This is a genomic window from Streptomyces sp. cg40 (assembly GCF_050320165.1).
Classification (GTDB): Bacteria; Actinomycetota; Actinomycetes; order Streptomycetales; family Streptomycetaceae; genus Streptomyces; species Streptomyces hokutonensis.
The window spans coordinates 7,948,324-7,973,422 of the sequence record NZ_CP190128.1; the positions used below are offsets into that span (position 1 = coordinate 7,948,324).

The window sequence follows — 25,099 nt, forward strand, 5'->3', positions numbered from 1 at the left end:
GATTCCGCGGCAACAGGGGACAGTTCGAGAGGGGAACAGCCGTGACCGTCAACATGACCAAGGGTCAGGCCATCAGTCTTGAGAAGAACGACGGGACCGGCCTGACCGCGGTGCGCATGGGTCTCGGCTGGCAGGCGGCTCCCCGGCGAGGCCTGTTCGGCTCGCGCACCCGGGAGATCGACCTCGACGCGTCCGCCGTGCTGTTCGCCGACAAGCAGCCGGTCGACGTGGTGTTCTTCCGCCACCTGGTGAGCGACGACGGCTCCGTCCGGCACACCGGCGACAACCTCGTCGGCGGCGTCGGCCAGGGCGGCGACGACGAGGCCATCCTCGTCGACCTCGCGCGCGTGCCGGTCCACATCGACCAGATCGTCTTCACCGTGAACTCCTTCACGGGCCAGACCTTCCAGGAGGTGCAGAACGCGTTCTGCCGCCTGGTCGACGAGACCAACGGCCAGGAGCTGGCCCGCTACACGCTGGCGGGCGGCGGCCAGTACACGGCCCAGATCATGGCGAAGGTGCACCGCTCCGGCTCCGGCTGGACACTGACGGCCCTCGGCACACCGACCAACGGCCGCACCTTCCAGGACCTGATGCCGGCGATCCTGCCGCACCTCTAGGGCGGCACGGCGCACTTGAGACGACACGGCTGAGCAGGGGGACGAGAGCGATGGCGGCCGAGCTGGTGCGAGGGCAGAACCACCCGCTCTCCCAGATGCGTCTGGAGATCCGGGTCGCGGCCGGCAAGCCGGTCGTGGCCGCCGCCACGCTCGGCGACGAGCGCGGCAGGATCCACGGCGTGGAGTGGGTCGCCCACCCGGGCACATCCACCCTGCCCGGTCTGGAGGTCTCCAAGCAGGCCGCCGCCGACCACCGCCTCGCGGTGGACCTCGGCGCCATGCCGGAGGCCGTCCACCGCGTCAGCGTGCTGCTCTCGCTGCCCCTCGGCGCCGACGGCCCCACCCGCTTCGGCGCCGTCGCCGCACCCTTCGTCGCGGTCACCGGCCTCGACGGCACCGAGGTCGCCAGCTACACGATCACCGGCCTGGACGCCGAATCGGCCGTCGTGGCCCTGGAGTTGTACCGCAGACAGGGCGCCTGGAAAGTGCGCGCCGTCGGCCAGGGCTACGCGGGCGGTCTGGCCGAACTCCTCACCGACCAGGGCCTGCCCCAGGCCGCCCACCTCGCGGGCAGCATCAACGAAGCGGTGGCCCGGGGCCTGGCCCGCTCCGTGGCAACGCCCCCACCCCGCACCGCGGACGGCGACCGCACCCGCCAGACGGCCACACCGGGCATCGGCCCCGAGGGGAGCGGCACCACCGCGCAGGGCGCACCCGGGGCTGTCGCGCCGCAACCGACGTCGCCGTACGACGCGCAGGGCGCCCCCAGCGCCGTAGCACCGCAGCCCACGTCTCCGTACGGTCCGCAGGGCACCCCGGGTGCCGTGGCGCCGCAGTCCGGATATCCCGGTGCCGGCGCGTCCGCGGATCCCGCCGCCCAGCCCGCGGCCCCCGCCGCCGGTGGCCCGATCGACTACAGCCACCCACGCCGGGGGACCGGGGCGCCTCCGTCGCCCGCGCCGACCGTGCCTCCGGCTCCGCCGGGACAGGCCGCGCAGCCCGTCGCCGGGGATGCGACCGGGTGGTCGATGGAGGAGCGGCTCTACAACCAGGTGTGGGGCATGTTCGAGGACCTGGCCCGCACCATGGCCGCGTACCGCAGCGCGGTCGACTTCGCCGACTCGCGTATGGAGAAGGAGCTCGACCAGGCGCTGTCCGACCCGCGCAGCCGGATCGGCGGCCAGGGCGACGCGGCCCGGGAGGCGGCTCAGGCCAAGCACGCCCAACTCGTCGACCAGGCGCGGGCGGCCCTCGACCGGGACCTCGCCCAGCTGGCCGCCGAGTCCGAGGTGGTCGAACCCGCGCTTCCGCTGGCCTTCGCCGGTTGGGACAATCCGGTCTGGCACGGCTACCGCGTCCCGATGGAGATCCCCATGGCCCTGCGCCTCGGAGACCTCCATCTCCCGGAGAGCCCCGACCTGCGGATCCCGATGCTGGTCCGGCTGCCGTTGGAGCGCGGTCTGTGGATCGACAGCGGTGGCGGGGAGTCCCTGGACGGCTCGTTCGCCGACTCGCACGAGCTGCGGCGCCTCGCGCTGGACACGGCCGTGGCGCACGCGGCCCGGCTGCTGGCGGTCTATCCGGTGGGCGAGTTCGCCGTGCATGTCATCGACCCGGCCGGTTCGGCGGCGCAGGCGCTGGTCCCACTGGTGCACACCGGCGTGCTCGCGGCGCCGCCTGCCGTGGGGGCCGCCGGGGTCGCGGACGTGCTGGCCCGGCTCACCCAGCGGGTGGACCTGGTGCAGATGGCGGTGCGGGGCGGGGCCGCCGACTCACTGCCGCCCGGCCTCGACACGGCCGAACAGCTGCTGATCGTCAACGACTTCCCGCACGGCTTCGACGACCGTGCCGTGACCCAGCTGCGCTATCTCGCGGACGAGGGCCCGGCCGTCGGCGTCCATCTCATGATGGTCGCGGACCGCGAGGACGCGGCGGGCTACGGCCCGTTGCTCGACCCGCTCTGGCGTTCGCTGATGCGACTCACGCCGCTGCCCGACGACCATCTCGCCGACCCGTGGGTGGGTCATGCCTGGACGTACGAGCCCTCGCTCGTGCCGCCCGGCAGCCAGGTGCTCCAGCGGGTGCTGACCGAGGTCGCGACGGCTCGCACCAAGTACAGGTAAAGCGCTCCCACCTGCTGCTTTGTCTTTTCTTTGCCCATCTCTTTACCTTTCCTTGGTGATTGGGGTAAGCTCTTCCGTACGGAGGGGAGTACTCCCTATCTGCTGCGGCGTACCCGTCAATACGGATCAGGCCAGATCCCGGGGCGTCGGCCCTGGACGCCCGTCCAAGGTGGAAGAGACCTCCGGTAGCGACGACGCTGACCATTTGCCGTTAATACCGCCGGAGGAGCAGTAGTGGATGTTTCCGTGACCCTGTGGGTCCTGACCATCGTGGGGCTGGCCGCCCTCATCGCCGTCGACTTCTTCATCGGCCGCAAGCCGCATGACGTGTCGATCAAGGAAGCGGGGATCTGGACGATCGTCTGGATCGCCCTCGCCGGACTCTTCGGACTCGGCCTGCTCATCTTCGGAGGCGGCCAGGCCGGCGGCGAGTTCTTCGCCGGATTCATCACCGAGAAGTCGCTGAGCGTCGACAACCTCTTCGTCTTCGTCCTGATCATGGCGAAGTTCGCCGTGCCCTCGCAGTACCAGCAGCGGGTGCTGCTCGTCGGCGTCCTCATAGCCCTGGTCCTGCGGGCCATCTTCATCGCTGCGGGCGCGGCCGTCCTCGCCAACTTCGCCTGGGTCTTCTACATCTTCGGCGCCTTCCTCATCTGGACCGCCTGGAAGCTCATCCAGGAGGCCCGGGGTGACGAGGAGGACGAGGAGTTCGAGGAGAACAAGCTGCTCAAGGCCGCCGAGCGCCGCTTCGGTGTGGCCGACCGGTACCACGGCACCAAGCTGTGGATCCAGGAGAACGGCAAGCGGGTCATGACCCCGATGCTGGTCGTGATGCTCGCCATCGGTACGACGGACGTGCTGTTCGCGCTCGACTCCATCCCCGCGATCTTCGGCCTCACCCAGGACCCGTACATCGTGTTCACGGCCAACGCGTTCGCCCTGATGGGCCTGAGGCAGCTGTACTTCCTCATCGGCGGCCTGCTGAAGAAGCTGGTCCACCTCAGCTACGGCCTGTCGGTCATCCTCGGCTTCATCGGCGTCAAGCTGGTGCTGCACGCGCTGCACGAGTCCGGTGTCCATGTCCCGGAGATCTCCATCCCGGTCTCGCTGGGCGTGATCTGCGGAGTCCTGATCGTCACCACGATCACCAGCCTGATGGCCAACAAGAAGCAGGCGGCGGCCGAGGCGGCGCAGACGGGGACCGAAGGCGCTCCGAAGGACAGCATCGACGCCTGACCACGCCGGACGTAGGAACAACGATCACCGGGAGCACCGCACGATGAATTGCCGACCACCGCTCCCGGTGCTTCGTTGGATACCGAGCGCCCCCGCCCCGGGGGTGGCACGGCCGGGTGGAGGCATCCATGGACGCAGCGATGAAATTCGTGCAGATCGTCGACTTCGAGACCGACCGCTTCGACGAGATGCGAGCGCTGGCGGAGGAGGCGGACAAGCGCATGGCCGGCCGCGACGGCGGGCCTACGCACCGCCTCGTCCTGCGGGACCGGAGCAATCCCGGCCATGTCCTCGTCGTGATCGAGTTCGACTCGTACGAGGACGCCATGCGCAACAGCAACGACCCCGGCACCACCGAATTCGCCCAGCAGATGGCCGCGTTGTGTACCAGGCCGCCGTCCTTCACCGACTGCGACGTACTGGACATGACCGAGTTCAAGTAGTGCGCGACGGGCTCCGTGACGCCGGAGTGCGGGGCCCGTACGCCTCTGCGAAGATCTCTTCATGATCACTCGGCTCAGGTCGCTCACCACCCGGTGGACGACCTTCGTACCGGTGCTCGCAGCCGTCCTGCTGATCTTCACCTGGGGCCGCAAGGACCTGCCCGGCGTCGTCGTCGCCCTCGTGACCCTGGTCCTCGCCGGGGCCGTCCTGGCCGCGGTGCACCACGCCGAGGTCATCGCCCACCGCGTCGGCGAACCCTTCGGCTCCCTGGTCCTCGCCGTCGCCGTGACGATCATCGAGGTCGCCCTGATCGTCACCCTGATGGCCGACGGCGGCGACAAGAGCTCAACCCTCGCCAGGGACACCGTCTTCGCGGCCGTCATGATCACCTGCAACGGGATCGTCGGCCTGTGCCTGATCGTCGCCTCACTGCGGCACGGCACGGCGGTCTTCAACCCCGAGGGCACCGGCGCCGCCCTCGCCACCGTGGCGACCCTGGCCACGCTCAGCCTGGTCCTGCCGACCTTCACCACCAGCAAGCCGGGCCCGGAGTTCTCCGGCGCCCAGCTCACCTTCGCCGCACTCTCCTCACTCGCCCTGTACGGCCTCTTCGTGGCCACACAGACCGTGCGGCACCGTGACTACTTCCTGCCGGTCTCCCGCCAGGGCGCGGCGATCACCAAGGATCATCACGCGGACGCGCCGACCGCCCGCACCGCCCTGATCAGCCTGGGCCTGCTCGGCCTCGCCCTGATCGGGGTCGTGGGACTGGCCAAGGGCGTGTCGCCGACCATCGAGTCCGGCGTCGAGGCCGCCGGGCTGCACCACGCCGTCGTCGGCGTGATCATCGCACTGCTCGTCCTGCTCCCCGAGACCATCGCCGCCCTGCGCTCCGCCCGCCGCGACCGCGTGCAGACCAGCCTCAACCTCGCGCTCGGCTCGGCCATGGCCAGCATCGGCCTCACCATCCCCGCCGTCGCCCTCGCGTCCATCTGGCTCTCCGGACCGCTCGTCCTCGGCCTCGGCTCGACCCACATGGTGCTGCTCGCCCTGACCGTGGTGGTCAGCTCCCTGACGGTGGTGCCGGGACGGGCGACACCGCTCCAGGGCGGTGTCCATCTGGTGCTGTTCGCGGCGTACTTGGAGCTGGCGATCAATCCGTAGCGTGTGTCACCCGATGGCCGGCTCGGGGACCGCCACCGCCAGTGGCCGTGTCTCCGGCAGCAGCGCGAAGCAACCCAGGCTGAACAGCGCGACCCCCGTCAGATAGGCGCCCACCCCCCAGGGAACGCGCCCGCCGTGCTCGGCCAGCGCCGTCGCCACGATCGGGGTGAGCGCGCCGCCGAGAACACCGCCGAGGTTGTAGCCCACGGCGGCGCCCGTGCAGCGCACCCGCGGCTCGTACAGCTCCGGCAGATACGCGCCCAGCACGGCGAACATCGTCACGAACGCGAGCAGCGCCCCCAGGAAGCCGAGGAACATCAGCAGGGGTGCCCCCGTGGCGAGCAGCGCGACCATCGGGAACATCCACAGCGCGGCGGCCGCGCACCCCAGCAGGCACAGCGGCCGGCGCCCGTAGCGGTCGCTCAGCAGCGCCACCAGCGGGGTGAGCGAGCCCTTCACCACCACGGCGGCCATGATGCAGGCCAGCATCTCGGTACGCCCGACCCCGAGCCGCTCGGTGCCGTAGGCGAGGGACCACGTCGTCACCGCGTAGAAGATGGCGTACCCCACCGACAGCGCCCCGGCGGTCAGCAGGACGAGCCGCCAGTGGTCGCGCACGACCTCGGCGAGCGGCACGCGTGCGTGGTCGTCGATTTCGAGGAACCGGGGACTCTCGACGAGCGACGAACGCAGCCACAGCCCGCCCAGCGCCAGCGCCCCGGCCACCCAGAACGGCACCCGCCAGCCCCACTGCGCGAACTGCGCGTCGGTCAGGGTCGCCGACAGCGCCAGCATCACGCCGTTGGCCAGCAGGAACCCCACCGCCGGCCCGATCTGCGGAAAGCTCGACCACAGTCCGCGCCGCCCGGCCGGCGCGTGCTCGGCGGTGAGCAGTACCGCCCCGCCCCACTCCCCGCCGAGCCCCAGCCCCTGGAGAAAACGCAGCACCAGAAGGAGCACGGGAGCGGCCACCCCGATCGAGCCGTACGACGGTACGCAGCCGACCGCGACCGTCGAGGCACCGGTCAGCAGCAGCGAGGCGACGAGCACCGGCCGCCGCCCGCGCCGGTCCCCGAAGTGCCCGAACAGGATCGAGCCCAGCGGCCGTGCCACGAACCCCACGCCGAACGTCCCGAAAGCGGCCAGTGTCCCCGCGACCGGCGAGAACGTCGGGAAGAACAGGGGTCCGAGGACCAGGGCGGCCGCCGTGCCGTAGACGAAGAAGTCGTAGAACTCGATCGCGGTTCCGGCGAGGGAGGCGGCGGCGAGCCGGAGCATGGACGGTGGGCTTACGGTGCGTGCATCGTGCATGCCGCGTCAACTACCCACAGTGAACAACGGTTACGGGGGCGCACGGTGGTGCGGAGACGGCGTGATAGACCGGGTCCGAGCAGTGGCCGTCAATCGGCGGCCCATCTCGAACGACATGTCCGAACGGACCGGAGGAACCGTGCCCCGCACCTTGGCCAACGCCCCGATCATGATCCTCAACGGCCCCAACCTGAACACCCTCGGCCAACGCCAACCGGAGATCTACGGCTCCGACACGCTCGCCGACGTCGAGGCCCTGTGCGTCAAGGCGGCGGCCGGGCACGGCGGCACGGTGGACTTCCGGCAGTCCAACCACGAGGGCGAACTGGTCGACTGGATCCACGAGGCGCGGCTCAACCACTGCGGCATCGTGATCAACCCGGGGGCGTACTCGCACACGTCCATCGCGATCCTGGATGCCCTCAACACCTGTGACGGGCTACCGGTGTTGGAGGTCCACATCTCCAACATCCACCGGCGCGAGTCGTTCCGGCACCACTCCTACGTCTCACTGCGCGCCGACGGTGTCATCGCGGGGTGCGGAGTGCAGGGATACGTGTTCGGCGTGGAGCGGGTCGCCGCGCTGGCGGGGGCGGGGAAGGCCGACGCGTAAGGCGGAAGGGGCGTAAGCACCGGCCTCCAGGCGTACGCCCCTTACAGACCACCAGTTACAGACGACCCGTCACGGACGTCCGGTCACAGCCGGCCCGCCTCCACGATCCGTCGCAGGAAGCGCTGCGTGCGCTCCTGCTGCGGGTCGCCGAAGATCTGCTGGGCGGTGCCGCGCTCCAGGACCACGCCCCCGTCCAGGAAGCACACCTGGTCGGCGACGTCCCGGGCGAAGCCCATCTCGTGCGTGGCCAGCACCATGGTCATCCCCTCGTCCTTCAAGTCCCGGACCACGGCGAGCACTTCACCGACCAGCTCGGGGTCGAGCGCGGCGGTGATCTCGTCGAAGAGCAGCAGCCGGGGCCGTACGGCCAGCGCGCGCACGATCGCGACCCGCTGCTGCTGACCGCCGCTCAGCCGGTCCGGGTAGGCGCCCGCCTTGTCCCCAAGCCCGAGCCGCTCCAGCAGCTCACGCGCGTGCGCCTCGGCCTCCGCGCGGGACGCGCCGTGCACCCGGCGCGGGGCGAGGGTGATGTTCTCCAGGACCGTCATGTGCGGGAACAGGTTGTACGCCTGGAACACCACGCCGATACGGCGCCGTATCGCGTCCTGGTCGGCGCGCGGATCGGTGATCTCCTCGCCGTCCAGCCAGATCGCGCCGTCGTCGATGTCCTCCAGGAGGTTCGCGCACCGCAGCAGCGTGGACTTGCCGGAGCCGGACGCGCCGATCAGCGCGGTCACGGTGTGCTGCGGGACCTCCAGGTCGACGTCCCGCAGGACGACGGACGTGCCGAAGGTCTTGCGGACGGACTCCATGCGCAGCACGGGAGCGGTGTCGTCGGTGCTCATGTCGTGCCTCCCTGGGCGCGCTGCCTGTCCATCCTGGCGGTCACCCAGTCCGTGAAGCGGGTCATCGGGATGGTCAGCGCCACGAAGACGAGCCCCGCGACGATGTAGGGCGTGTAGTTGAGGGCACGCTGCGCGATGATGTCGGACGCCCGTACGGCGTCGATCGCGCCGCCGATGGACACGAGCCCGGTGTCCTTCTGGAGGGACACCAGATCGTTCAACAAAGGGGGCACCTGCCGGCGTACGGCCTGGGGGAGTACCACGTGCCGCAGTGCCTGCCGGTTGGTCAGGCCCAGCGAGCGGGCCGCCGCGCGCTGCGAGGGATGCACGGACTCGATGCCGGCGCGGAACACCTCGGCGACGTACGCCGAGTACGTCAGCGTCAGCGCCGTACCGCCGAGCCACACGGGGTCGACGGTCACGCCCTGGAGGCGCAGCGCGGGCACTCCGAAGACCACGATCATCAGGTTGATGATCAGCGGCAGCCCGCGGAAGAAGTCCGTGTACGCCGCCGCCAGCACCCGCAGCGGGAAGAACACCGGCCCGCGCAGGGTGCGCGCGACGGCGATCAGCATCCCCAGGACGAGCACCAGGACGCCGCAGATCAGCAGCAGCCGGATGTTCAGCCACAGGCCTTCGAGGACCTTGGGGAACGCCTCGCGCGCGTAGTGCCCGTCGAAGAACGTCTCCTTGGTGCGCTCCCAGCCCGGCGCGCTGACCACGACCAGGTACAGGACGACGGCCGTGACCAGGGTCGACACCGCGGCGATCGCGGTCGCGCGACGGGCACGCGCGCGTTTGTGCCGCTCGCGCTCCAGGCGGCGCTCGGAGGGGACGTACGCGTCGCCCCCGCCGGGCATGTCGCCCTTGTCGTCCGAGCCCTCCGGGCCCGACTCGTCCTTCACCACGGTCACTTGAGGACCGGGGCGTCGACGGCGTCGGACAGCCACTGCTTCTCCAGCGCCGCCAGGGTGCCGTCCTTGCGGAGCGCGTCCACGGCCGACGTCACGCACGACGTGAGGTCGCTGCCCTTGTCGAGGACGAGCCCGAACTGCTCGGGCGTGCCGCCCTGGTTCTCGAACTGGCCGACGATCTTGGCGTTGGTCACCTCGGCCGAGGTGATGTAGAAGGCGGTCGGCAGGTCGACCACGATCGCGTCGACCTGGCCGTTCTTGAGCGCGGACACGGCCTGGTCGTTCTTGGAGAACGCGGCCTCCTGCTGCGTCGGCTTCACCACGTCGCTGATGTAGTTCAGGCTCGTGGTGCCGACCTGGGCGCCCAGCTTGAGGCCCTTCAGGCCCGCGATGGTCGTCGCCTTGGCGGCCTTGCTGCCCTTGAGCGCGATGACGGCCTGGCGGACGTCGTAGTAGCCGGACGAGAAGTCGACGGCCTTCTTGCGCTCGGTGCTGATCGACACCTGGTTGATGTCGAAGTCGAAGGTCTTCACACCGGGCGCGAAGGCCTTGTTGAAGGGGACGCTCTGCCAGACGACGGCGCTCTTGTCGTAGCCGAGCTGCTTCGCCACGGCGTAGGCGACCGCCGACTCGAAGCCCTTGCCGTTGGCGGGCTTGTCGTCCTCGAACCAGGGCTCGTACGCCGGTTCGTCCGTCGCGATCGTCAGCTTGCCGGAGGTCTGGGTGGCCAGCTTGCCCTTGGCGCAGGTGGTCCCGGTCGACGTGGAGGCCTTGTCGGAGGCTTTGTCCTCGGGTTGGGGAGCACAGCCGACAGCGGTGGCGAGGAGGGCTATGGTGACGGCGGCTATCGCGCGACTCGGTACGCGAGGGGCAAGGTGCATGGCGGGAGAGTGACAGTCAAACGTCCTGTTTGTCGAGGTCACAGCCCTCAATGTCCGCATATTGGGAACGGGTGTTGCGTTTTCGTGAACAACCCCTGTGCGATCCCGCCCGCGACGCGCTTGCCGGGGCCGCCGGTCGAGGGCGGGGATCGATGGACCGGCGGCCCATCCGCACAGGAGCCGTCATCCTGAGCGGGGCTGCTTCCAGTTGACCGCGCAACCATGTGTGCCGGGAGCGCGCGCACGACACCGGCGCGTGCGAACGATTCACACGGGGCGCGCATCAACCGCTGCGCGCCCGGTGGTTCACCACCCGCGCGCGTGCCACTCCGGCAGATGCGGACGCTCCGCGCCCAGCGTCGTGTCGTTGCCGTGCCCCGGGTAGACCCAGGTCTCGTCCGGGAGCGTGCCGAAGATCTTCGTCTCGACGTCGTGGATCAGACTGGCGAACGCCTCGGGGTTCTTCCAGGTGTTCCCCACACCGCCCGGGAACAGGCAGTCCCCGGTGAACACATGCGGATGCCCGTGCGGGTCGTCGTAGACAAGCGCGATCGAGCCCGGGGTGTGGCCCACGAGGTGGCGCGCGGTCAGCTCCACCTGCCCCACCCGGATCGTGTCGCCGTCGTCGACCAGGACGTCGGTCGGCACCGGGATGCCGTCGGCGTCCTCGCGGCCCGCGTACGTACGCGCGCGCGTGGCCGTCACGACCTCGGCGAGCGCCTGCCAGTGGTCGCCGTGCTGGTGGGTGGTGACGACGGACGCGATGCCGTCGTCACCGATCGTGCCGAGCAGGGTCGCCGCGTCGTTGGCCGCGTCGATCAGCAACTGCTCGTCCGTGGCCCGGCAGCGCAGCAGATAGGCGTTGTTGTTCATGGGCCCGACCGCGATCTTGGTGATCATCAGGTCCGTGAGTTCGTGCACATCCGCCGGTCCACCGACCGTGACCTCGCCGCTGTACGTCATGGCGGTCAGCCTAATCCGTTTCCGGAGGAGGTTCCGAAGTGGCCGGTGTCCGCCGGACGTTCGGGTGCGGAACAGGGATGCCTTGAGCGCGGCGGCGACGGAGGAGGCCCTGGCGCTCTTGTGCTTCGGCCCGGACGACTGCCACGGCGTCACCCGGACGCTCCTGCGCCTCATCGAGACCGGCCCGAACCCGGTGCTCACCACCCGGTCCGCACACGACGCCAACGAGTGGCATCGGCGGCTCTACGACCGGGCCGGTGGGCTACAGCGGGGGAAGCGTCGGCAAGGAGCCGCCGTCGACCGTCAGGGCGGAGCCGGTGCGGCGTCCGCAGAGCCAGCCGAGCAGATCCGCCGGGCTGCCGGTGACGGTGACTTCGGGCTTCTCGGCGGGCCGGCCCGTGCTCCACGCGTGCGTGCCGTCCGAAAGGTGGGTCGACGGCACCTCGGGGTGCCCGGTGAACCGGTCGGCGAGGAAGTCGATCTCCCGCCGGGTGAACTCCTCGGGCAGGTCCTCCAGCTCGTACCCGATCCCCATGTCGACGTGGTGCAGCTCGACCTCGACCCACCGCCGGAACGGCACGCGCGACGCGGTGTCGGTGACCCCGTTGCGCAGCTCCACGGTGCGCGACCAGTCCGCCGGAGCGGCACCCGCCGCCTGGAAACGGGCCCCGCTCTCGCGTACGTCGGCGAGCTGGACGTCGAGGGGGCGCGGGGCGTCGCGCTCGATGTCGGCGTCACGGACGCTCGCCGTCGCGTACATGGGGCGGCCCTCCAGGACGTTCACGAGGGCGTCCGCGTTGCGGGCGAGGTGGGCGAGGACGTGATTGCGGCTCCAGCCGGGAAGCCGTGACGGCTCGGCGGCCGAGGCGTTGTCCAGTGCGGCGGCTGCGGTGAGGAGCCGTTCGGTCGCGTCATGTACAGAGGCCAGGTCATGAGCGTGATCAATCATGCTGCTGACCCTAGCCCCGCCACACCTTTGGGTGAAGGTGGTGAAGCCGTGCCGTAAATCGAATGCACGTGCTATATCGTCGGGTGCGGCGTCGGGCATGCTGGAAGGCCGGAGGTTGTTATGCCTCGGCCGGGATTCCGACCGGCGTTGTCAGTGGCTCCCCCTAGTCTGAGAACGACGGGGGCCCCGCCCCTGTCACTTCTCTCAAGAAAGGTGCGGACCGGCGTGGCCGACCGTCTCATCGTCCGTGGCGCGCGCGAGCACAATCTGAAGAATGTCTCGCTCGACCTGCCACGCGACTCGCTCATCGTGTTCACGGGCCTGTCCGGGTCGGGCAAGTCCTCCCTGGCCTTCGACACGATCTTCGCCGAGGGCCAGCGGCGCTACGTGGAATCGCTCTCCTCGTACGCCCGCCAGTTCCTCGGCCAGATGGACAAGCCGGACGTCGACTTCATCGAAGGTCTCTCCCCGGCCGTCTCCATCGACCAGAAGTCGACCTCGCGCAACCCGCGCTCGACGGTCGGCACCATCACCGAGGTCTACGACTATCTGCGTCTGCTCTTCGCGCGCATCGGCAAGCCGCACTGCCCGGAGTGCGGCCGCCCGATCTCGCGCCAGTCGCCGCAGGCCGTCGTCGACAAGGTCCTCGCCCTCCCGGAGGGGAGCCGCTTCCAGGTCCTGTCGCCGCTGGTGCGCGAGCGCAAGGGCGAGTTCGTCGACCTGTTCGCGGACCTCCAGACCAAGGGCTACAGCCGCGCGCGCGTGGACGGCGAGACCATCCAGCTCTCCGAGCCGCCCACCTTGAAGAAGCAGGAGAAGCACACCATCGAGGTGGTCATCGACCGCCTCACGGTGAAGGACTCCGCCAAGCGCCGCCTCACCGACTCCGTGGAGACCGCCCTCGGGCTGTCCGGCGGCATGGTCGTGCTCGACTTCGTCGACCTCCCCGAGGACGACCCCGAGCGCGAGCGCATGTACTCGGAGCACCTGTACTGCCCGTACGACGACCTGTCCTTCGAGGAGCTGGAGCCCCGCTCCTTCTCCTTCAACTCGCCCTTCGGCGCCTGCCCCGAGTGCTCCGGCATCGGCACGCGCATGGAGGTCGACGCCGAGCTGATCGTCCCGGACGAGGACAAGTCCCTGGACGAGGGCGCGATCCACCCGTGGTCGCACGGCCACACCAAGGACTACTTCGGCCGCCTCATCGGCGCCCTCGCGGACGCCCTGGGCTTCCGCACCGACATCCCCTTCGCGGGCCTCCCGCAGCGCGCCAAGAAGGCCCTGCTCTACGGCCACAAGACGCAGATCGAGGTGCGGTACCGCAACCGGTACGGCCGTGAGCGGGTCTACACGACGCCCTTCGAAGGCGCCGTCCCCTTCGTGAAGCGGCGGCACGGCGAGGCGGAGAGCGACGCCAGCAGGGAGCGCTTCGAGGGCTATATGCGCGAGGTCCCCTGCCCCACCTGTCACGGCACGCGCCTGAAGCCCGTGGTCCTCGCGGTCACGATCATGGACAAGTCGATCGCCGAGATCTCCGGGATGTCCATCAGCGACTGCGCGGAGTTCCTGGGCGGGATGAAGCTCGACGCCCGCGACAAGAAGATCGCCGAGCGCGTCCTGAAGGAGTGCAACGAGAGGCTGCGCTTCCTGGTCGACGTCGGCCTCGACTACCTCTCGCTGAACCGCGCGGCCGGCACCCTCTCCGGCGGCGAGGCCCAGCGCATCCGCCTGGCCACCCAGATCGGCTCCGGACTCGTAGGCGTCCTGTACGTCCTCGACGAGCCGTCCATCGGCCTCCACCAGCGCGACAACCACCGGCTGATCGAGACCCTGGTCCGGCTCCGCGACATGGGCAACACGCTCATCGTCGTCGAGCACGACGAGGACACCATCAAGGTGGCCGACTGGATCGTGGACATCGGCCCCGGCGCGGGCGAGCACGGCGGCAAGGTCGTGCACAGCGGCTCCCTGAAGGAACTGCTCGCCAACGACGAGTCGATGACCGGTCAGTACCTGTCGGGCAAGAAGGCCATCCCGCTGCCCGAGATCCGCCGCCCGCTCGACCCGTCCCGCCGCCTCACGGTCCACGGCGCCCGCGAGAACAACCTCCAGGACATCGACGTCTCGTTCCCCCTGGGCGTGTTCACCGCGGTCACCGGCGTCTCCGGCTCCGGCAAGTCGACCCTGGTCAACGACATCCTGTACACGCACCTGGCCCGCGAGCTGAACGGCGCGAGGAACGTACCGGGGCGGCACACGCGCGTGGACGGCGACGACCTCGTCGACAAGGTCGTGCACGTCGACCAGTCGCCCATCGGCCGCACCCCCCGGTCCAACCCGGCGACGTACACCGGGGTCTTCGACCACGTCCGCAAGCTGTTCGCGGAGACGACCGAGGCGAAGGTGCGGGGCTATCTGCCCGGCCGCTTCTCCTTCAACGTCAAGGGCGGCCGCTGCGAGAACTGCGCGGGCGACGGCACCATCAAGATCGAGATGAACTTCCTGCCGGACGTCTACGTCCCGTGCGAGGTGTGCCACGGCGCCCGCTACAACCGGGAGACGCTGGACGTCCACTACAAGGGCAAGTCCATCGCCGACGTCCTGAACATGCCGATCGAGGAGGCCACGGAGTTCTTCGAGGCGGTCCCCGGGATCGCCCGCCACCTCAACACCCTCAAGGACGTCGGCCTCGGCTACGTCCGGCTCGGCCAGTCCGCGACCACCCTGTCCGGCGGTGAGGCCCAGCGCGTCAAGCTCGCCAGCGAGCTCCAGCGCCGCTCCACCGGCCGTACGGTCTACGTCCTGGACGAGCCCACCACCGGCCTGCACTTCGAGGACATCAGCAAGCTCCTCACCGTGCTCGGCGGTCTGGTCGACAAGGGCAACACGGTCATCGTCATCGAGCACAACCTCGACGTGATCAAGGTCGCCGACTGGGTCGTGGACATGGGTCCGGAAGGCGGCGCGGGCGGCGGACTCGTCATCGCCGAGGGCACCCCGGAGCAGGTCGCCGCGGTAGGGGCCAGCCACACAGGCAAGTTCCTGCGCGAGATCCTCGACGCCGACCGGATCAGCGACGGAGCCCCCGTTAAGGCCCCGCGCAAGGTGGCGGCCAAGAAGACCGCGGCGGTCCCGGCGAAGAAGGCCGCGCCCGCCAAGAAGGCCGCGCCCGCGAAGAAGACGACGCGGGCCCGCAAGGCCTGACCGTCGCGGAGCAGACACACGGATGCGGCGCCCTACGGGAACTCCCGTAGGGCGCCGCACTCGCTCAACACCCGCTACAGTTCGCCCAGTTCGGAGGCGTACGGCGGTTCGGCTCCCGCCCGGGAGCACGTGATCGCTGCCGCTCGCGCCGCATATCGCAGCAGCTGGGTCCAGCCATCGCGGCCGAGACCCGCCAGCCCCTCCGGGGACAGTGCGTCCCGGGCGGACAGACCGTGCAGCAGCGCCGCGTTGACGGTGTCGCCGGCCCCGATCGTGTCCACGACGTCGACCTTCTCGCCCGGCACCGGATACACCCTGCCGTCCCGGGTGAACGCGGTGAGACCCTCGCCGCCCTGGGTGATCACCACGGCCGAGGGACCGGCGGCCAGCCACTCGACGGGATTGCCCCCGAGCCACAGCGCGTCCTCCTCGGAGAGCTTCAGCAGCGATACGTGCGGCAGCCAGCTCTTGAAGCGCGCCCGGTAGGCGTCCGGGTCGGGGATCAGGCCGGCCCGGATGTTCGGGTCGAGCGCGGTGAACACGCCCTGCGCGGCAGCGGCCCGCATCAGCTCCTCGTAGGCGCTCGCGCCCGGCTCCAGGACGAGCGAACAGGTGCCGAAGGACACCGCCTCGGTCTCGGCCGGCAGCGCGTAGGGCATCGCGAAGAGCCGGTCGGCGGTGCCGTCGACGTAGAAGGAGTACGTGGCCGAGCCGTTCGCGTCGAGCGTGGCCGCCGCGAGCGTGGTCGGCTCCGGGCCGCGCTGCACGTCGAGGACGTCCACGTCGGCCTGTCGCAGCCCGGCGAGCAGGGCCTCGCCGAACGCGTCCTGGGAGACGCGCGAGCAGAAGGCTGTGGCGGAGCCGAGACGGCCGAGGGCGACGGCGCTGTTGTAGGGGCCGCCGCCGAGCGCCGGCTTGAGGACCGCGAGGGCGCCCGGGCCCTGCGGTACCAGATCGATCAGGGCCTCACCGGCGACGACGATCACGAGACGTTTCCCTTCGTGGACTTCTCGGGCTGGTCGGAGCAGCCGCACGACGTGCGGTGGACGAACGCGCAGGGGAGCCGCAGCACACGGCCGGGCCGGTCCGGCGCGGCGAGCCGGTCCAGCAGCAGCCGTACGGCCTCGGCGCCGATCTCCTTGCTGGGCTGGGCGATCACGGTGAGCCTGGGCTCGAACAGGTCGGCCCAGGCGAAGTCGTCGAAGCAGCACAGCGCGAGGTCGCCGGGGACGGACAGACCGCGCTCGCGCAGGGCGCGCAGGGCGCCGATGGTCATCGCGTTGTTGGCGGTGACCAGGGCCGTGGGCGGGGCGGCGAGGGACAGCAGGGTCGCGGTGGCCCGCTCGGCGGCGGCCGACTCGGAGTCGCCGTGCGCCAACAGCCTCTCGTCGTAGGGGAGTCCGGCGGCGGCGAGGCCGTGCCGGTATCCGGCGATCCGCTCGCCGGTGGTGCTGAGCCCGGGCAGGCCCGCGACGAGGCCGATCCGGCGGTGGCCGAGTCCGGCGAGGTGGGTGACCAGTTGCGCGGTCGGTCCGATGTTCTCGGCGCACACCTGGTCGAAGGGGCCCGCGCGATCGGAGGCGCTCGCTTGGCCGGAGGGGGACGTGTCGTCCGAGGGCGCTTCGACCACCCGGTCCAGGAACACCGTCGGTACGGAGTGCCGCCCCAGGTACGCGACCAGGCCGTCATGGTCCGCCGACGGTGCGACGATCATGCCGTCCACCCGGCGCTCGTGCAGGAGTTGAGCGACCTTGAGCTCGTGCTCCGGGTCGTCGTGCGGGTCGGCGATGAGCAGGCTGTAGCCGTGCTCCAGGGCGCCGGCCTCGACGCCCTGGAGGATCTCCGTGAAGTACGGGTTGCTGATCGCAGACACCGCGAGGCCGATGGAGCGGGTGCGGGACGTCACCAGGGAGCGGGCGAGGGTGTTGGGGATGTAGCCCAGCTCCTCGATCGCGCTCAGCACGGCCTGCCGGGTGCCGGGCAGCACCGGGCGGGTGTCGTTCAGGACGTGCGAGACGGTCGCGACGGACACACCGGCGCTGCGTGCGACGTCCACCATGGTGGCCACCGTGAGTCCCCCTGTCTGCGGCACGCACGGCAGGTCTTCCGGCCGGGAACCTATCCCATCCGGCACCCGACGTAAACGCTTGCGCAAACGTTTACGTACCGTGAGCGGTCATGGGGTGAACCCGGTGCAAAGCGGGCGGAACCTCACGGGTATCGTCGGCCTGCACGACCTCTGAACTGCCCGAACGCAGCCCGAACAGCTGGAGACCCGCATGCCCGGCCGCCCCGTCCCGAGCCGTCGTACCGTCCTGCGCGGAGCGGCCCTCGCGCCCGTCGCCGGGATCGGGCTCACCGCCTGCTCGGGCGGCGGCTCAGGGGCCTCCGCGACGCCGACGGCGCCCGTGGACCTCGGCGCGGAGAGCGAGGTCGCCAAGGGGAGCGCGAAGCTGTACCGCGATCAGAACGTGGTCGTGAGCCGGGCCGCGGACGGCACCCTCAAGGCGTACAGCACGATCTGCACGCACGCGCAGTGCCCCATCAACAGGCTGGACGGCACGACTCTCGTCTGCCCGTGCCACGGCAGCCAGTTCGACGCCACCACGGGCAAGGTGCTCCAGTCCCCGGCCACCGAGCCGCTGACGGAGCTGAGGGTGACGGCCGAGAACGGCAGGATCGTCGCGGGACCGGGCGCCTGACCCATGGGGCGTCCGGGCCGCGGCGGCTCACTCCCAGTCCCAGCCGATGCCCACGATCCCCGACCGCATCCGCGGCTCCACGAGGTGCACCGAGTGGTGTCCGGTCAGGCGCAGCTCCTGACGGCCGCTGCGCGGGGCCGCCGCCGAGTGCTGGGTGAAGTGGTGGCAGCGCGTCGGCAGCGCGCTCTCGTCGAAGCTCACCTGAAGCGCGTACTGGCCGCCCGCGGAACCGAAGTCACGGACGTACTCGCGGGAGACGCCGGCGGTGCCGTCCTCGACGCCGTAGCGGAAGAGGAACGTATCTCCCGAGCGCAACCGGGTGCCGAAGAGGAGCTCGGCGACCAGCATGCCGGTGTCGTGGTGGCGGCGGACGCGGCCCGTGCGGCAGTTCTCCAGGGCGTGCACGGTCATGTGCTCCGGGGTGCAGCCGGGGTCGCCGTAGTGGACGGCTATGAAGCGGTCGATGCCGTCCCGGTGGGCGCGGACGATGTGGTGCGACTCGCGGCTCGCCAACTCGCGGCGCGGGCCGACGCGCACCCGCTCGTGGTGCCCGAAGGTGTGCAGCCCGCTGTCGGGCGTGGACTCCAGTTCGGCCAGCAGCTGCTCCAGGACGCCCGAGGCCTCGACGAAGGAGCGGTAGGAGCGGGCCGCGGGGCGGGCGGCGACAGCGCGTTCCTCGGCCTCGGCGAGCAGCCGGATCAGTGACTCCTCCGGGAGCTGGAGGATCTCCTCCAGAGCGCGTACGGCCCGCAGCGACTCGGGGCGCTGCGGGCGGCGGGCGCCCTGCTGCCAGTAACTCAGGCTGGTGACGCCGACCTTGACCCCGTAGCGCGTCAGATGGTGCTGGACGCGCTGCAGCGGCAGTCCGCGGGCGGCGATGGCGGCGCGCAGCGCGACGTGGAAGGGGCCGCCGCGCAGGACCGAGTCGAGTTCCGCGGTGGCGGCGTCCGCCTGCTGTGTGGCGTGCGGCATGCAGGGGCCCTTTCTGTGAATGTTCACAACGGCTGGTCAGGCCGTTCACGCGGGTTGCTTCGGGGCCCCCGTCGGCATCGGAGAAGGGTCTTCACATCCGTACGCCGTCGTTCACGCCCCGAGTTCCCCCGCATTGAAGCGTGTTGACCAAGTCCCGACAACACCTGCCGCCCAACAGTCCGGTGTGACCTGGCCGAGTCGTGGTGGGTGGATTCAGGGCGGCGCGGTCGGTCCGCCGTCGCTCAGGACGTCCCTGATCGCCCGCGCGGACAGGGACGACTTGTGCAGGAATCCGCGCGCGGGGCTGGCGGCGATCAGTTCCTGGAAGTCCTCCCGGGAGTGGGTCGAGATGAGGATCACCGCCGGTACGTCGCCCACCAGGCGGCGTGCGACGTCGAAGCCGTTCTCGCCGTCGAGGTCGAGGTCGACCAGGACGACGTCAGGTGCCGTCTCCCGGGCCCGGGAGACGGCGTCCGCGCCCGTCGAGGCAGTACCGACGACCTCGACTCCACCGCGTTCCAGCAGGGCGCGAGCCGCCTCCAGGAACCGGGCGCTGTCATCGACGAGGAGACAGCGCAGCGACATGTCCACAGCTTGCCAACGAGCGGTCCCTAGCGCCTTCCGGCTAGCCGGAAAGTGCTGAAGTCCCTTGCCGTGAAAGGGGGTTCTCGCGCACACAGGGCGATGGCCGTGCCACGGGCGGTAGCATGTCGCCACCCTGGGGAGGCCGAGTCGGCCGGTCGAGTGGGGGTGTGCCATGAGCGGTACGAGCGCCACGCGCGCGTGGCCCGCGGTTCGCCGGGTACGGGGCACCCTGGTCCCCTGGGTGCTGTGCGCGGCCCTGCTGCTGGCCGCGTGCGACGGCGGGAGCGACGCCAAGGGGGTGGACGCGTCCCCGAAGGACACCACCTGCGACGGGAAGATCAACGGCACCGCGCACATCACCGTGTGGTTCCACGCGGGCCCGAGCGGTGAACTCGCCACGCTGAAGAGTCAGGTGAAGGAGTTCAACGAGCGGCAGAAACAGGTGCGCGTCGAGCTGGTCACCCTCCCGGAGAACCGCGCCTACACCGACCTGGTGCTGTCCGCCGCCGCCAGCGGGGACCTGCCCGACCTCCTGGACTTCGACGGCCCCAACCTCTACAGCTACGCCTGGTCGGGCAAGCTCCGGCCGATCGACTCCTGCGTGCCCGCGGCCGTCCGCGCCGACCTGCTGCCGACGATCCGTCAACAGGGCACCTACGCGGGCAGGTTGTGGGGCATCGGCACCTTCGACTCGGGCATGGGCCTGTATGTGCGCAAGTCCGTCATGAAGAAGGCCGGAATACGCATCCCGACCGGCCCCAAGGACGCCTGGACGGCCACGGAACTGACCGGCATCCTGCGGAAGTTGCGCACCCGGGGCTACCGGGCGCCGCTCGACCTGCGGCTCGTCTACTCACAGCCGGGCCAGGAGTGGAACACCTACGGCTTCGCGCCCGCCGTGTGGTCTGCGGGCGGCGACCTCGTCGAACCCGGCAACCACCGCACCGCCGAGGGCTATGTGAACGGCCCCGGTTCGGTCAAGGCGCTCACCATCATGCAGAACTGGGCCAAGGCCGGGCTCATCGACATGGTCAAGGACGACAAGGCGTTCGTCAGCGGCCGCAGCGCGATCTCCTGGTGCGGCCACTGGACCTATCCGGAATTCAACAAGGCCTTCCCCGGGGACGTCACGATCGTCCCGCTGCCCGATTTCGGCCAGGGCACCGTCACCGGCATGGGCTCCTTCCAGTGGGGCGTCCCGGCGGGCAACGCCGACGGGGACGCCGTCTGGCGCTTCCTGTCGTTCCTGCTCCAGCCCGCCCAGGTGCACCGGATGACCGTGGCCAACGGGGCGATCCCGGCCACCGAGAGTGCGATCGAGCTCTCGCCGCAGTACGCGCCCGGCGGCCCCGAGCACCTGTTCATCGAGCAGCTCAGGGACGGCGTGGCCCGCCCCCGGCCGCAGACGCCGGCCTACCCGGCGATCAGCGACGCCTTCTCCCGCGCCTTCGCGAAGATCATCTTCGATCGGGCTCCGGTCAAGTCCGCCCTCGACGAGGCCGCCAAGAAGATCGACAAGGACCTTGCGGCGCACGACGGCTATCCGACCAACACCTCGTGAAAACGGGCGCCACGCGTGCGTGCCCACCCCGAGCGCCACGCGCGTGTGCCCGACTTCGCTGCCCGTCCTCGCCAAGACCCTGACGATCATGGCTGGTTCGGGGCAGGCTGAGCACGTGACCACCCACCACCCGCACTCCCCACCCACCGGCCGCTGCTGAGAGCCCGCCGTGCGCCGCCCCCGGCCCTCCGCCGCCCTCCGCGTCCCCCTCCTCGCCCGGCTGCGGGTCGGGCGCAAGCTGATGCTCCTGGTGCTGCTCCCGGTGACCGGCATGATGGCCTTCACCGCCTTCGGCGCCGTCTCGCAGTGGCACGACGCACAGACCCTGCGGGACTTCCGGACGGCCACCGAGCTGTCGTTCCGGACCACCGCGCTGACCGACGCGCTCGCCAGGGAACGCATCGCCGCCGTGAAGGCCCGGCTCCGTCCCGGACCGGCGACCCTGAAGGAACGCACCGGGGCGCAGCACGCCACCGACGGAGCCCTGCGCGCGGCCCTCCTCGACACCGCCGACTGGACCGGGCCGCTCGACGTGCCGGGCCGCCTCGACGCCCGCAGCCGTCAACTCCGCGCCCTGCGGCTGCAGACCGGGACCGGCTCGCTCACCGCGCCCCAACTCGCCGACCAGTACGACACGATCGAGCACGACCTCCTGGAACTGGCCGCCACCCTGGAGTCCGGCCGCCCGACCCGCGCCTCGGGCCAGGCCGCCGACGCCCACATCGCGCTCCTGAACGCCATCGAGGCCGCCGAACGCGAACGCACCGAGCTGGCCGTCCTGTTCGCCGCCCCCGATGCCCCGCACCCCATCGCCACGGACCGCTGGTCCGCCCTGGAGAAGGCGCTCCTGGACGACTTCGGCCAGACCGCGCCCGCCGGCCTCAAGGGCAGGCTGTACGTCGTCCTCCTCCAGCACCCCGGCCTCGTCGTCCGCAAGACCCGCGAGACCCTCGCCGACCCGCACGCCAAGCGGAACGCCTGGCCCACGTACGACAGTTGGCTGACCGCCTCCACCCGGCGCATCGAGGCGCTGCGCGTCATCCAGCACCGGGCCGCCGCGGAACTGGGCAGTGACGCCACGCGCGACCTGGACGCCGCACGCGCGCGTGGTACCCGCGACCTCAGCGTCTCGCTGTCCGTCCTGGCCGCCGTCACCGTCCTCGCACTGGCCCTGCGGCTGTCGATCACCCGCCCGCTCAGCGAGGTCTCCGCGGGCGCCCGGGCGCTCTCCGAGGGTGATCTGTCGTACGACATCCGGTACGCCGGCCGGGACGAACTCGGCGCCGTCGCCGACACGTTCCGCGAACTGCGGGTCACCACCGGACGGCTCGCCGCCGAGATCAACGCCATGAGCGCGGCGATCGACGACAACCGGCTCGGCCACCGCGCGGACGTCGCCGCCTTCGAGGGGACGTGGGCGCGGCTCCTGGGCGGCATGAACGGCACCATGGCGTCCTTCGCCGCGGCCCACGGGCGACGCGACAAGGCCGAGCAGGAACTGGCAAGCGTCTTCCACCTCTCCCTCGACCTGTTGTGCATCGCCGGACTCGACGGCTACTTCAAGCGCGTCAACCCCGCCTTCGAGCGGACCCTCGGCCACTCCGCCGAGGCGCTGCTCGGCCGACCGTGGCTGGAGTTCGTGCACTCGGAGGACCGGGCACACACGCGTGCCGCCCTCGACCGGCTGGCGAAGGGTGTCGAACTGGGCGAGTTCGAGAACCGCTTCCTCCGGGACGACGGCACCGAACGCTGGCTCCAGTGGAGCGCCTACCCGGTCACCGCGGAGGGACTGATCTACGCCGCCGCGCGCGATGTCACCGAGAGCCGCCGCGCCGCCCGCGAACAGGCCGCGCTGCGCCGGGTCGCCACCCTCGTCGCGCGCGGGGTGCCGCCGCACGAGGTGTTCTCCGAAGTCGCCGACCAGGTGGGCAAGGTCCTGAGCAGCGGCTCGGCCGCCGTCCTGCGCTACGGCGCCGGCGGGACGGCCACCGTCGTCGGTTCCGGCCGCAGTCCCGCCGTGGAGGCCGAGACGGCCGCGGCGGCGGAGGTGGCGCGTACCGCCCGTCCCGCGCGTGTGGGCCGCTCGGTCGGCGCCCCCATCGTCCTGGACGACCGGCTGTGGGGTGCCGTCGTCGCGGCCGTCGCCGGAACCGAACCGCTGCCCCCTGGCATCGAGTCACGGCTCGCCGACTTCACCGAACTCGTCGCCACCGCCCTCGCCAACGCCGACAGCCGCGACCAGCTCACCGCGTCACGCGCGCGCGTGGTGGCCGCCGGGGACGCCTCCAGGCGCCGTATCGAACGCGATCTGCACGACGGCGTGCAGCAGCGGATCGTCTCGCTCCAACTCGACCTCAGAACGGCCCAGTCGATGCTGGACGAACAGCCGGAGGAACTCGCCGAGCAGTTGGAACACATCGCCAAGGGCCTGGACGACGCCTTCACCGACCTGTTGCAGGTCGCGCGCGGCATCCACCCCGCGATCCTCTCCAAGGGCGGCCTCGGCCCCGCCCTGCGCGCGCTCGCCCGCCGCTCGGCCGTCCCCGTGGAACTCGACCTGCGGCTGCCCCCGGGACGCCTCCCCGAACAGACGGAGGTCGCCGTCTACTACGTGACATCCGAGTCCTTCACCAACGCTGCCAAGCACGCGCGCGCGAGCTTCGTGCGGGTGACCGCGCGGGCCGTGGACGACGTCCTGGAGGTGACGATCGCCGACGACGGGGCGGGCGGCGCCGACCCCGGGCACGGCTCCGGGCTCATCGGACTCGTCGACCGGGTGGAGGCGATCGGCGGCAAGCTGCGCGTCGACAGCCCACCGGGGGAGGGCACGACGCTCACCGTGCGGCTGCCGCTGCCCCGGACGGAGTCGTGACCGCCCGAGGCGTACGCGATGGGGTCCAGGCCGGGGGGAGCGTGGACTCGGTGACGTTGCGTACGCGTCGGGCGGTCTTCTCGGACGGAGAGGCGACCGTCCGGCTCTAGGGGTGCCGCGAGGGGTCGGCGCGCAGCTGCTTGGCGCGCACTACGTCCGGGTCCCGGGGGTCCAGGAAGTCCTTCGGGGACCGGGTGTCGTCCTCGTACCGGCGGACACGGACCGACCGCCGTCGTCGCTCCGTCCGTGTCCGCCGCATTTCCCGCAGCCCTTCCGATCCGCGGTCCGCAACCCCTCACCTGGGGCCACGGTCCGCTCGCGTCTGCACTGCTACGAGAATCGTCCGTACCCGGCCCCTTGTCGTCACGGGCACCCCCCAATTCCCTTACCCGCTAGCCGTACCCGACCGGGTCCGGCAGGCTGTGCGTGGCGCACGGCACCGGTCGGGCAAGGGGAGCCGAGACGATGGACGCATCGCAGCAGACCGCGCGGGGAAGGGTCGTCCTCGCGGACGACGACGTCCTGCTCAGAGAGGGTCTGGCGAGCCTCTGCGCACGCCTGGGCTACGAGGTGGCGGGCCAGGCCGGTGACGCGGAACGGCTCCTGGAACTGGTCGACACCGCGCGGCCCGACCTCGCGATCGTCGACATCAGGATGCCCCCGGACCACTCCACCGAGGGCCTGAAGGCGGCCCGCACGATCCGGGAGCGCCACCCCGGCACCGGCATCCTCGTCCTCTCGGCGTACGTCGAGGTCGAGGAGGCCCTGGAGCTGCTGGCCGGCGGGCACCGGATCGGGTATCTCCTCAAGAGCCGGGTCACGGTCGTCGACGACTTCATCGAGGCCCTCGACCGCATCCACAAGGGCGGCTCGGTGGTCGACCCGTCCCTGGTGCACGAGCTGTTCTCGGCGCAGCGCCGCGACGACCCGCTGTCCGTCCTCAGCAACCGCGAGCGCGAGGTCCTGGCCCTGATGGCGGAGGGCCGTTCCAACGCCGGCATCGGCCGCAGGCTGTGGGTCACCGAGGGCACCGTCGAGAAGCACGTCCGCAGCATCCTGGGCAAACTCCGCCTTCCGGAGGCCGCCGACGACCACCGCCGGGTCCTGGCGGTTCTCACCTTTCTTGAGTCGCGGTAGGAG

The 25,099-nt window shown here is 70.8% G+C and carries 22 protein-coding genes; 11 read left to right on the forward strand and 11 right to left on the reverse strand.

Annotation, left to right across the window (positions count from 1 at the left end):
- The first annotated feature begins 41 nt into the window (after positions 1 to 41).
- The 5 genes from ACQHII_RS35820 (at position 42) to ACQHII_RS35840 (ending at position 5,587) form a co-directional block, all read left to right on the forward strand.
- The gene (locus ACQHII_RS35820; protein ID WP_200710494.1) at positions 42 to 620 is read left to right on the forward strand and encodes a TerD family protein; all 579 of its coding nucleotides are present in this window, start codon (positions 42 to 44) and stop codon (positions 618 to 620) included.
- A gap of 50 nt (positions 621 to 670) precedes the next feature.
- Positions 671 to 2,743 carry a TerD family protein gene (locus ACQHII_RS35825; RefSeq protein ID WP_427923152.1) on the forward strand — a complete coding sequence of 691 codons (2,073 nt, stop codon included), beginning with the start codon at positions 671 to 673 and terminating at the stop codon, positions 2,741 to 2,743.
- 234 nt (positions 2,744 to 2,977) lie between these two features.
- Positions 2,978 to 3,979, forward strand: a complete 1,002-nt coding sequence (locus ACQHII_RS35830) for a TerC family protein (RefSeq protein ID WP_427923153.1) — start codon at positions 2,978 to 2,980, stop codon at positions 3,977 to 3,979.
- A gap of 128 nt (positions 3,980 to 4,107) precedes the next feature.
- A complete protein-coding gene (locus tag ACQHII_RS35835; protein ID WP_427923154.1) occupies positions 4,108 to 4,422 on the forward strand; it encodes a hypothetical protein in 315 nt (104 codons plus the stop codon).
- 61 nt (positions 4,423 to 4,483) lie between these two features.
- A complete protein-coding gene (locus ACQHII_RS35840) occupies positions 4,484 to 5,587 on the forward strand; it encodes a calcium:proton antiporter (RefSeq protein WP_427923155.1) in 1,104 nt (367 codons plus the stop codon).
- A 6-nt stretch (positions 5,588 to 5,593) separates the two neighbouring features.
- On the opposite strand, the gene ACQHII_RS35845 is transcribed toward ACQHII_RS35840, so the two are convergent.
- Entirely contained in the window at positions 5,594 to 6,865 is a 1,272-nt protein-coding gene (locus tag ACQHII_RS35845; protein ID WP_427923156.1) for an MFS transporter, read from the reverse strand.
- A 172-nt stretch (positions 6,866 to 7,037) separates the two neighbouring features.
- On the opposite strand from ACQHII_RS35845, the gene aroQ reads away from it, so the two are divergent.
- Positions 7,038 to 7,511 (forward strand): type II 3-dehydroquinate dehydratase, encoded by a 474-nt coding sequence (aroQ, locus tag ACQHII_RS35850; RefSeq protein WP_359605260.1) that lies wholly within the window; start codon positions 7,038 to 7,040, stop codon positions 7,509 to 7,511.
- Between the two features lie 83 nt (positions 7,512 to 7,594).
- Here aroQ and ACQHII_RS35855 read toward each other — a convergent pair whose 3' ends face one another.
- From ACQHII_RS35855 to ACQHII_RS35875, 5 genes are all read right to left on the reverse strand, one after another.
- Positions 7,595 to 8,356: an amino acid ABC transporter ATP-binding protein gene (locus ACQHII_RS35855; protein ID WP_427923157.1), complete on the reverse strand. Its 762-nt coding sequence runs from the start codon at positions 8,354 to 8,356 to the stop codon at positions 7,595 to 7,597.
- Complete coding sequence (locus ACQHII_RS35860; protein ID WP_427923158.1) at positions 8,353 to 9,270, reverse strand: amino acid ABC transporter permease; 918 nt, start codon at positions 9,268 to 9,270, stop codon at positions 8,353 to 8,355. Before ACQHII_RS35860 ends, ACQHII_RS35855 begins: the two co-directional genes overlap by 4 nt.
- Complete coding sequence (locus ACQHII_RS35865) at positions 9,267 to 10,151, reverse strand: ABC transporter substrate-binding protein (RefSeq protein ID WP_427923159.1); 885 nt, start codon at positions 10,149 to 10,151, stop codon at positions 9,267 to 9,269. The genes ACQHII_RS35860 and ACQHII_RS35865 overlap by 4 nt, the downstream gene beginning before the upstream one ends.
- 306 nt (positions 10,152 to 10,457) lie before the next feature.
- Positions 10,458 to 11,114 carry an MBL fold metallo-hydrolase gene (locus ACQHII_RS35870; RefSeq protein WP_427923160.1) on the reverse strand — a complete coding sequence of 219 codons (657 nt, stop codon included), beginning with the start codon at positions 11,112 to 11,114 and terminating at the stop codon, positions 10,458 to 10,460.
- 262 nt (positions 11,115 to 11,376) lie between these two features.
- Positions 11,377 to 12,063, reverse strand: coding sequence for a maleylpyruvate isomerase family mycothiol-dependent enzyme (locus ACQHII_RS35875; RefSeq protein ID WP_427923161.1), 687 nt, complete (start codon positions 12,061 to 12,063; stop codon positions 11,377 to 11,379).
- A gap of 225 nt (positions 12,064 to 12,288) precedes the next feature.
- On the opposite strand from ACQHII_RS35875, the gene uvrA reads away from it, so the two are divergent.
- On the forward strand, positions 12,289 to 15,267 hold the full coding sequence (gene uvrA, locus ACQHII_RS35880; RefSeq protein ID WP_427923162.1) for an excinuclease ABC subunit UvrA: 2,979 nt from the start codon (positions 12,289 to 12,291) through the stop codon (positions 15,265 to 15,267).
- 74 nt (positions 15,268 to 15,341) lie between these two features.
- Here the strand turns inward: uvrA and ACQHII_RS35885 are convergent, their stop codons facing one another.
- Entirely contained in the window at positions 15,342 to 16,253 is a 912-nt protein-coding gene (locus ACQHII_RS35885) for a carbohydrate kinase family protein (RefSeq protein WP_427923163.1), read from the reverse strand.
- Positions 16,250 to 17,335, reverse strand: a complete 1,086-nt coding sequence (locus tag ACQHII_RS35890) for a LacI family DNA-binding transcriptional regulator (protein WP_427923164.1) — start codon at positions 17,333 to 17,335, stop codon at positions 16,250 to 16,252. Before ACQHII_RS35890 ends, ACQHII_RS35885 begins: the two co-directional genes overlap by 4 nt.
- 211 nt (positions 17,336 to 17,546) lie before the next feature.
- Between ACQHII_RS35890 and ACQHII_RS35895 the strand changes: the two genes are divergently transcribed.
- Positions 17,547 to 17,969, forward strand: a complete 423-nt coding sequence (locus ACQHII_RS35895; RefSeq protein WP_427923165.1) for a Rieske 2Fe-2S domain-containing protein — start codon at positions 17,547 to 17,549, stop codon at positions 17,967 to 17,969.
- 27 nt (positions 17,970 to 17,996) lie between these two features.
- Here the strand turns inward: ACQHII_RS35895 and ACQHII_RS35900 are convergent, their stop codons facing one another.
- Together ACQHII_RS35900 and ACQHII_RS35905 are read right to left on the reverse strand one after the other, a co-directional pair.
- Complete coding sequence (locus ACQHII_RS35900) at positions 17,997 to 18,941, reverse strand: hypothetical protein (RefSeq protein ID WP_427923166.1); 945 nt, start codon at positions 18,939 to 18,941, stop codon at positions 17,997 to 17,999.
- Positions 18,942 to 19,154: 213 nt separating this feature from the next.
- Complete coding sequence (locus tag ACQHII_RS35905) at positions 19,155 to 19,526, reverse strand: response regulator (RefSeq protein WP_427923167.1); 372 nt, start codon at positions 19,524 to 19,526, stop codon at positions 19,155 to 19,157.
- Between the two features lie 172 nt (positions 19,527 to 19,698).
- On the opposite strand from ACQHII_RS35905, the gene ACQHII_RS35910 reads away from it, so the two are divergent.
- Positions 19,699 to 21,087 (forward strand): extracellular solute-binding protein, encoded by a 1,389-nt coding sequence (locus ACQHII_RS35910; RefSeq protein WP_427923168.1) that lies wholly within the window; start codon positions 19,699 to 19,701, stop codon positions 21,085 to 21,087.
- 169 nt (positions 21,088 to 21,256) lie between these two features.
- A complete protein-coding gene (locus ACQHII_RS35915) occupies positions 21,257 to 23,959 on the forward strand; it encodes a nitrate- and nitrite sensing domain-containing protein (RefSeq protein WP_427923169.1) in 2,703 nt (900 codons plus the stop codon).
- A 106-nt stretch (positions 23,960 to 24,065) separates the two neighbouring features.
- Here the strand turns inward: ACQHII_RS35915 and ACQHII_RS35920 are convergent, their stop codons facing one another.
- Positions 24,066 to 24,218 carry a hypothetical protein gene (locus ACQHII_RS35920; protein ID WP_427923170.1) on the reverse strand — a complete coding sequence of 51 codons (153 nt, stop codon included), beginning with the start codon at positions 24,216 to 24,218 and terminating at the stop codon, positions 24,066 to 24,068.
- Positions 24,219 to 24,424: 206 nt separating this feature from the next.
- Here ACQHII_RS35920 and ACQHII_RS35925 point away from each other — a divergent pair, with 206 nt between their 5' ends.
- Positions 24,425 to 25,096, forward strand: coding sequence for a response regulator transcription factor (locus ACQHII_RS35925; RefSeq protein WP_427923171.1), 672 nt, complete (start codon positions 24,425 to 24,427; stop codon positions 25,094 to 25,096).
- Positions 25,097 to 25,099: the final 3 nt, after the last annotated feature.

What these genes read in the sequence shown, in the direction of transcription:
- ACQHII_RS35825 (WP_427923152.1), top strand. Translation starts at nt 671, where the DNA reads ATGGCGGCCGAGCTGGTGCGAGGGCAGAACCACCCGCTCTCCCAGATG.
- ACQHII_RS35835 (WP_427923154.1), top strand. Translation starts at nt 4,108, where the DNA reads ATGGACGCAGCGATGAAATTCGTGCAGATCGTCGACTTCGAGACCGAC.
- ACQHII_RS35840 (WP_427923155.1), top strand. Translation starts at nt 4,484, where the DNA reads ATGATCACTCGGCTCAGGTCGCTCACCACCCGGTGGACGACCTTCGTA.
- ACQHII_RS35845 (WP_427923156.1), bottom strand. Translation starts at nt 6,865, where the DNA reads ATGCTCCGGCTCGCCGCCGCCTCCCTCGCCGGAACCGCGATCGAGTTC.
- ACQHII_RS35855 (WP_427923157.1), bottom strand. Translation starts at nt 8,356, where the DNA reads ATGAGCACCGACGACACCGCTCCCGTGCTGCGCATGGAGTCCGTCCGC.
- ACQHII_RS35865 (WP_427923159.1), bottom strand. Translation starts at nt 10,151, where the DNA reads ATGCACCTTGCCCCTCGCGTACCGAGTCGCGCGATAGCCGCCGTCACC.
- ACQHII_RS35870 (WP_427923160.1), bottom strand. Translation starts at nt 11,114, where the DNA reads ATGACGTACAGCGGCGAGGTCACGGTCGGTGGACCGGCGGATGTGCAC.
- ACQHII_RS35875 (WP_427923161.1), bottom strand. Translation starts at nt 12,063, where the DNA reads ATGATTGATCACGCTCATGACCTGGCCTCTGTACATGACGCGACCGAA.
- ACQHII_RS35895 (WP_427923165.1), top strand. Translation starts at nt 17,547, where the DNA reads ATGCCCGGCCGCCCCGTCCCGAGCCGTCGTACCGTCCTGCGCGGAGCG.
- ACQHII_RS35900 (WP_427923166.1), bottom strand. Translation starts at nt 18,941, where the DNA reads ATGCCGCACGCCACACAGCAGGCGGACGCCGCCACCGCGGAACTCGAC.
- ACQHII_RS35905 (WP_427923167.1), bottom strand. Translation starts at nt 19,526, where the DNA reads ATGTCGCTGCGCTGTCTCCTCGTCGATGACAGCGCCCGGTTCCTGGAG.
- ACQHII_RS35910 (WP_427923168.1), top strand. Translation starts at nt 19,699, where the DNA reads ATGAGCGGTACGAGCGCCACGCGCGCGTGGCCCGCGGTTCGCCGGGTA.
- ACQHII_RS35920 (WP_427923170.1), bottom strand. Translation starts at nt 24,218, where the DNA reads ATGCGGCGGACACGGACGGAGCGACGACGGCGGTCGGTCCGTGTCCGC.
- ACQHII_RS35925 (WP_427923171.1), top strand. Translation starts at nt 24,425, where the DNA reads ATGGACGCATCGCAGCAGACCGCGCGGGGAAGGGTCGTCCTCGCGGAC.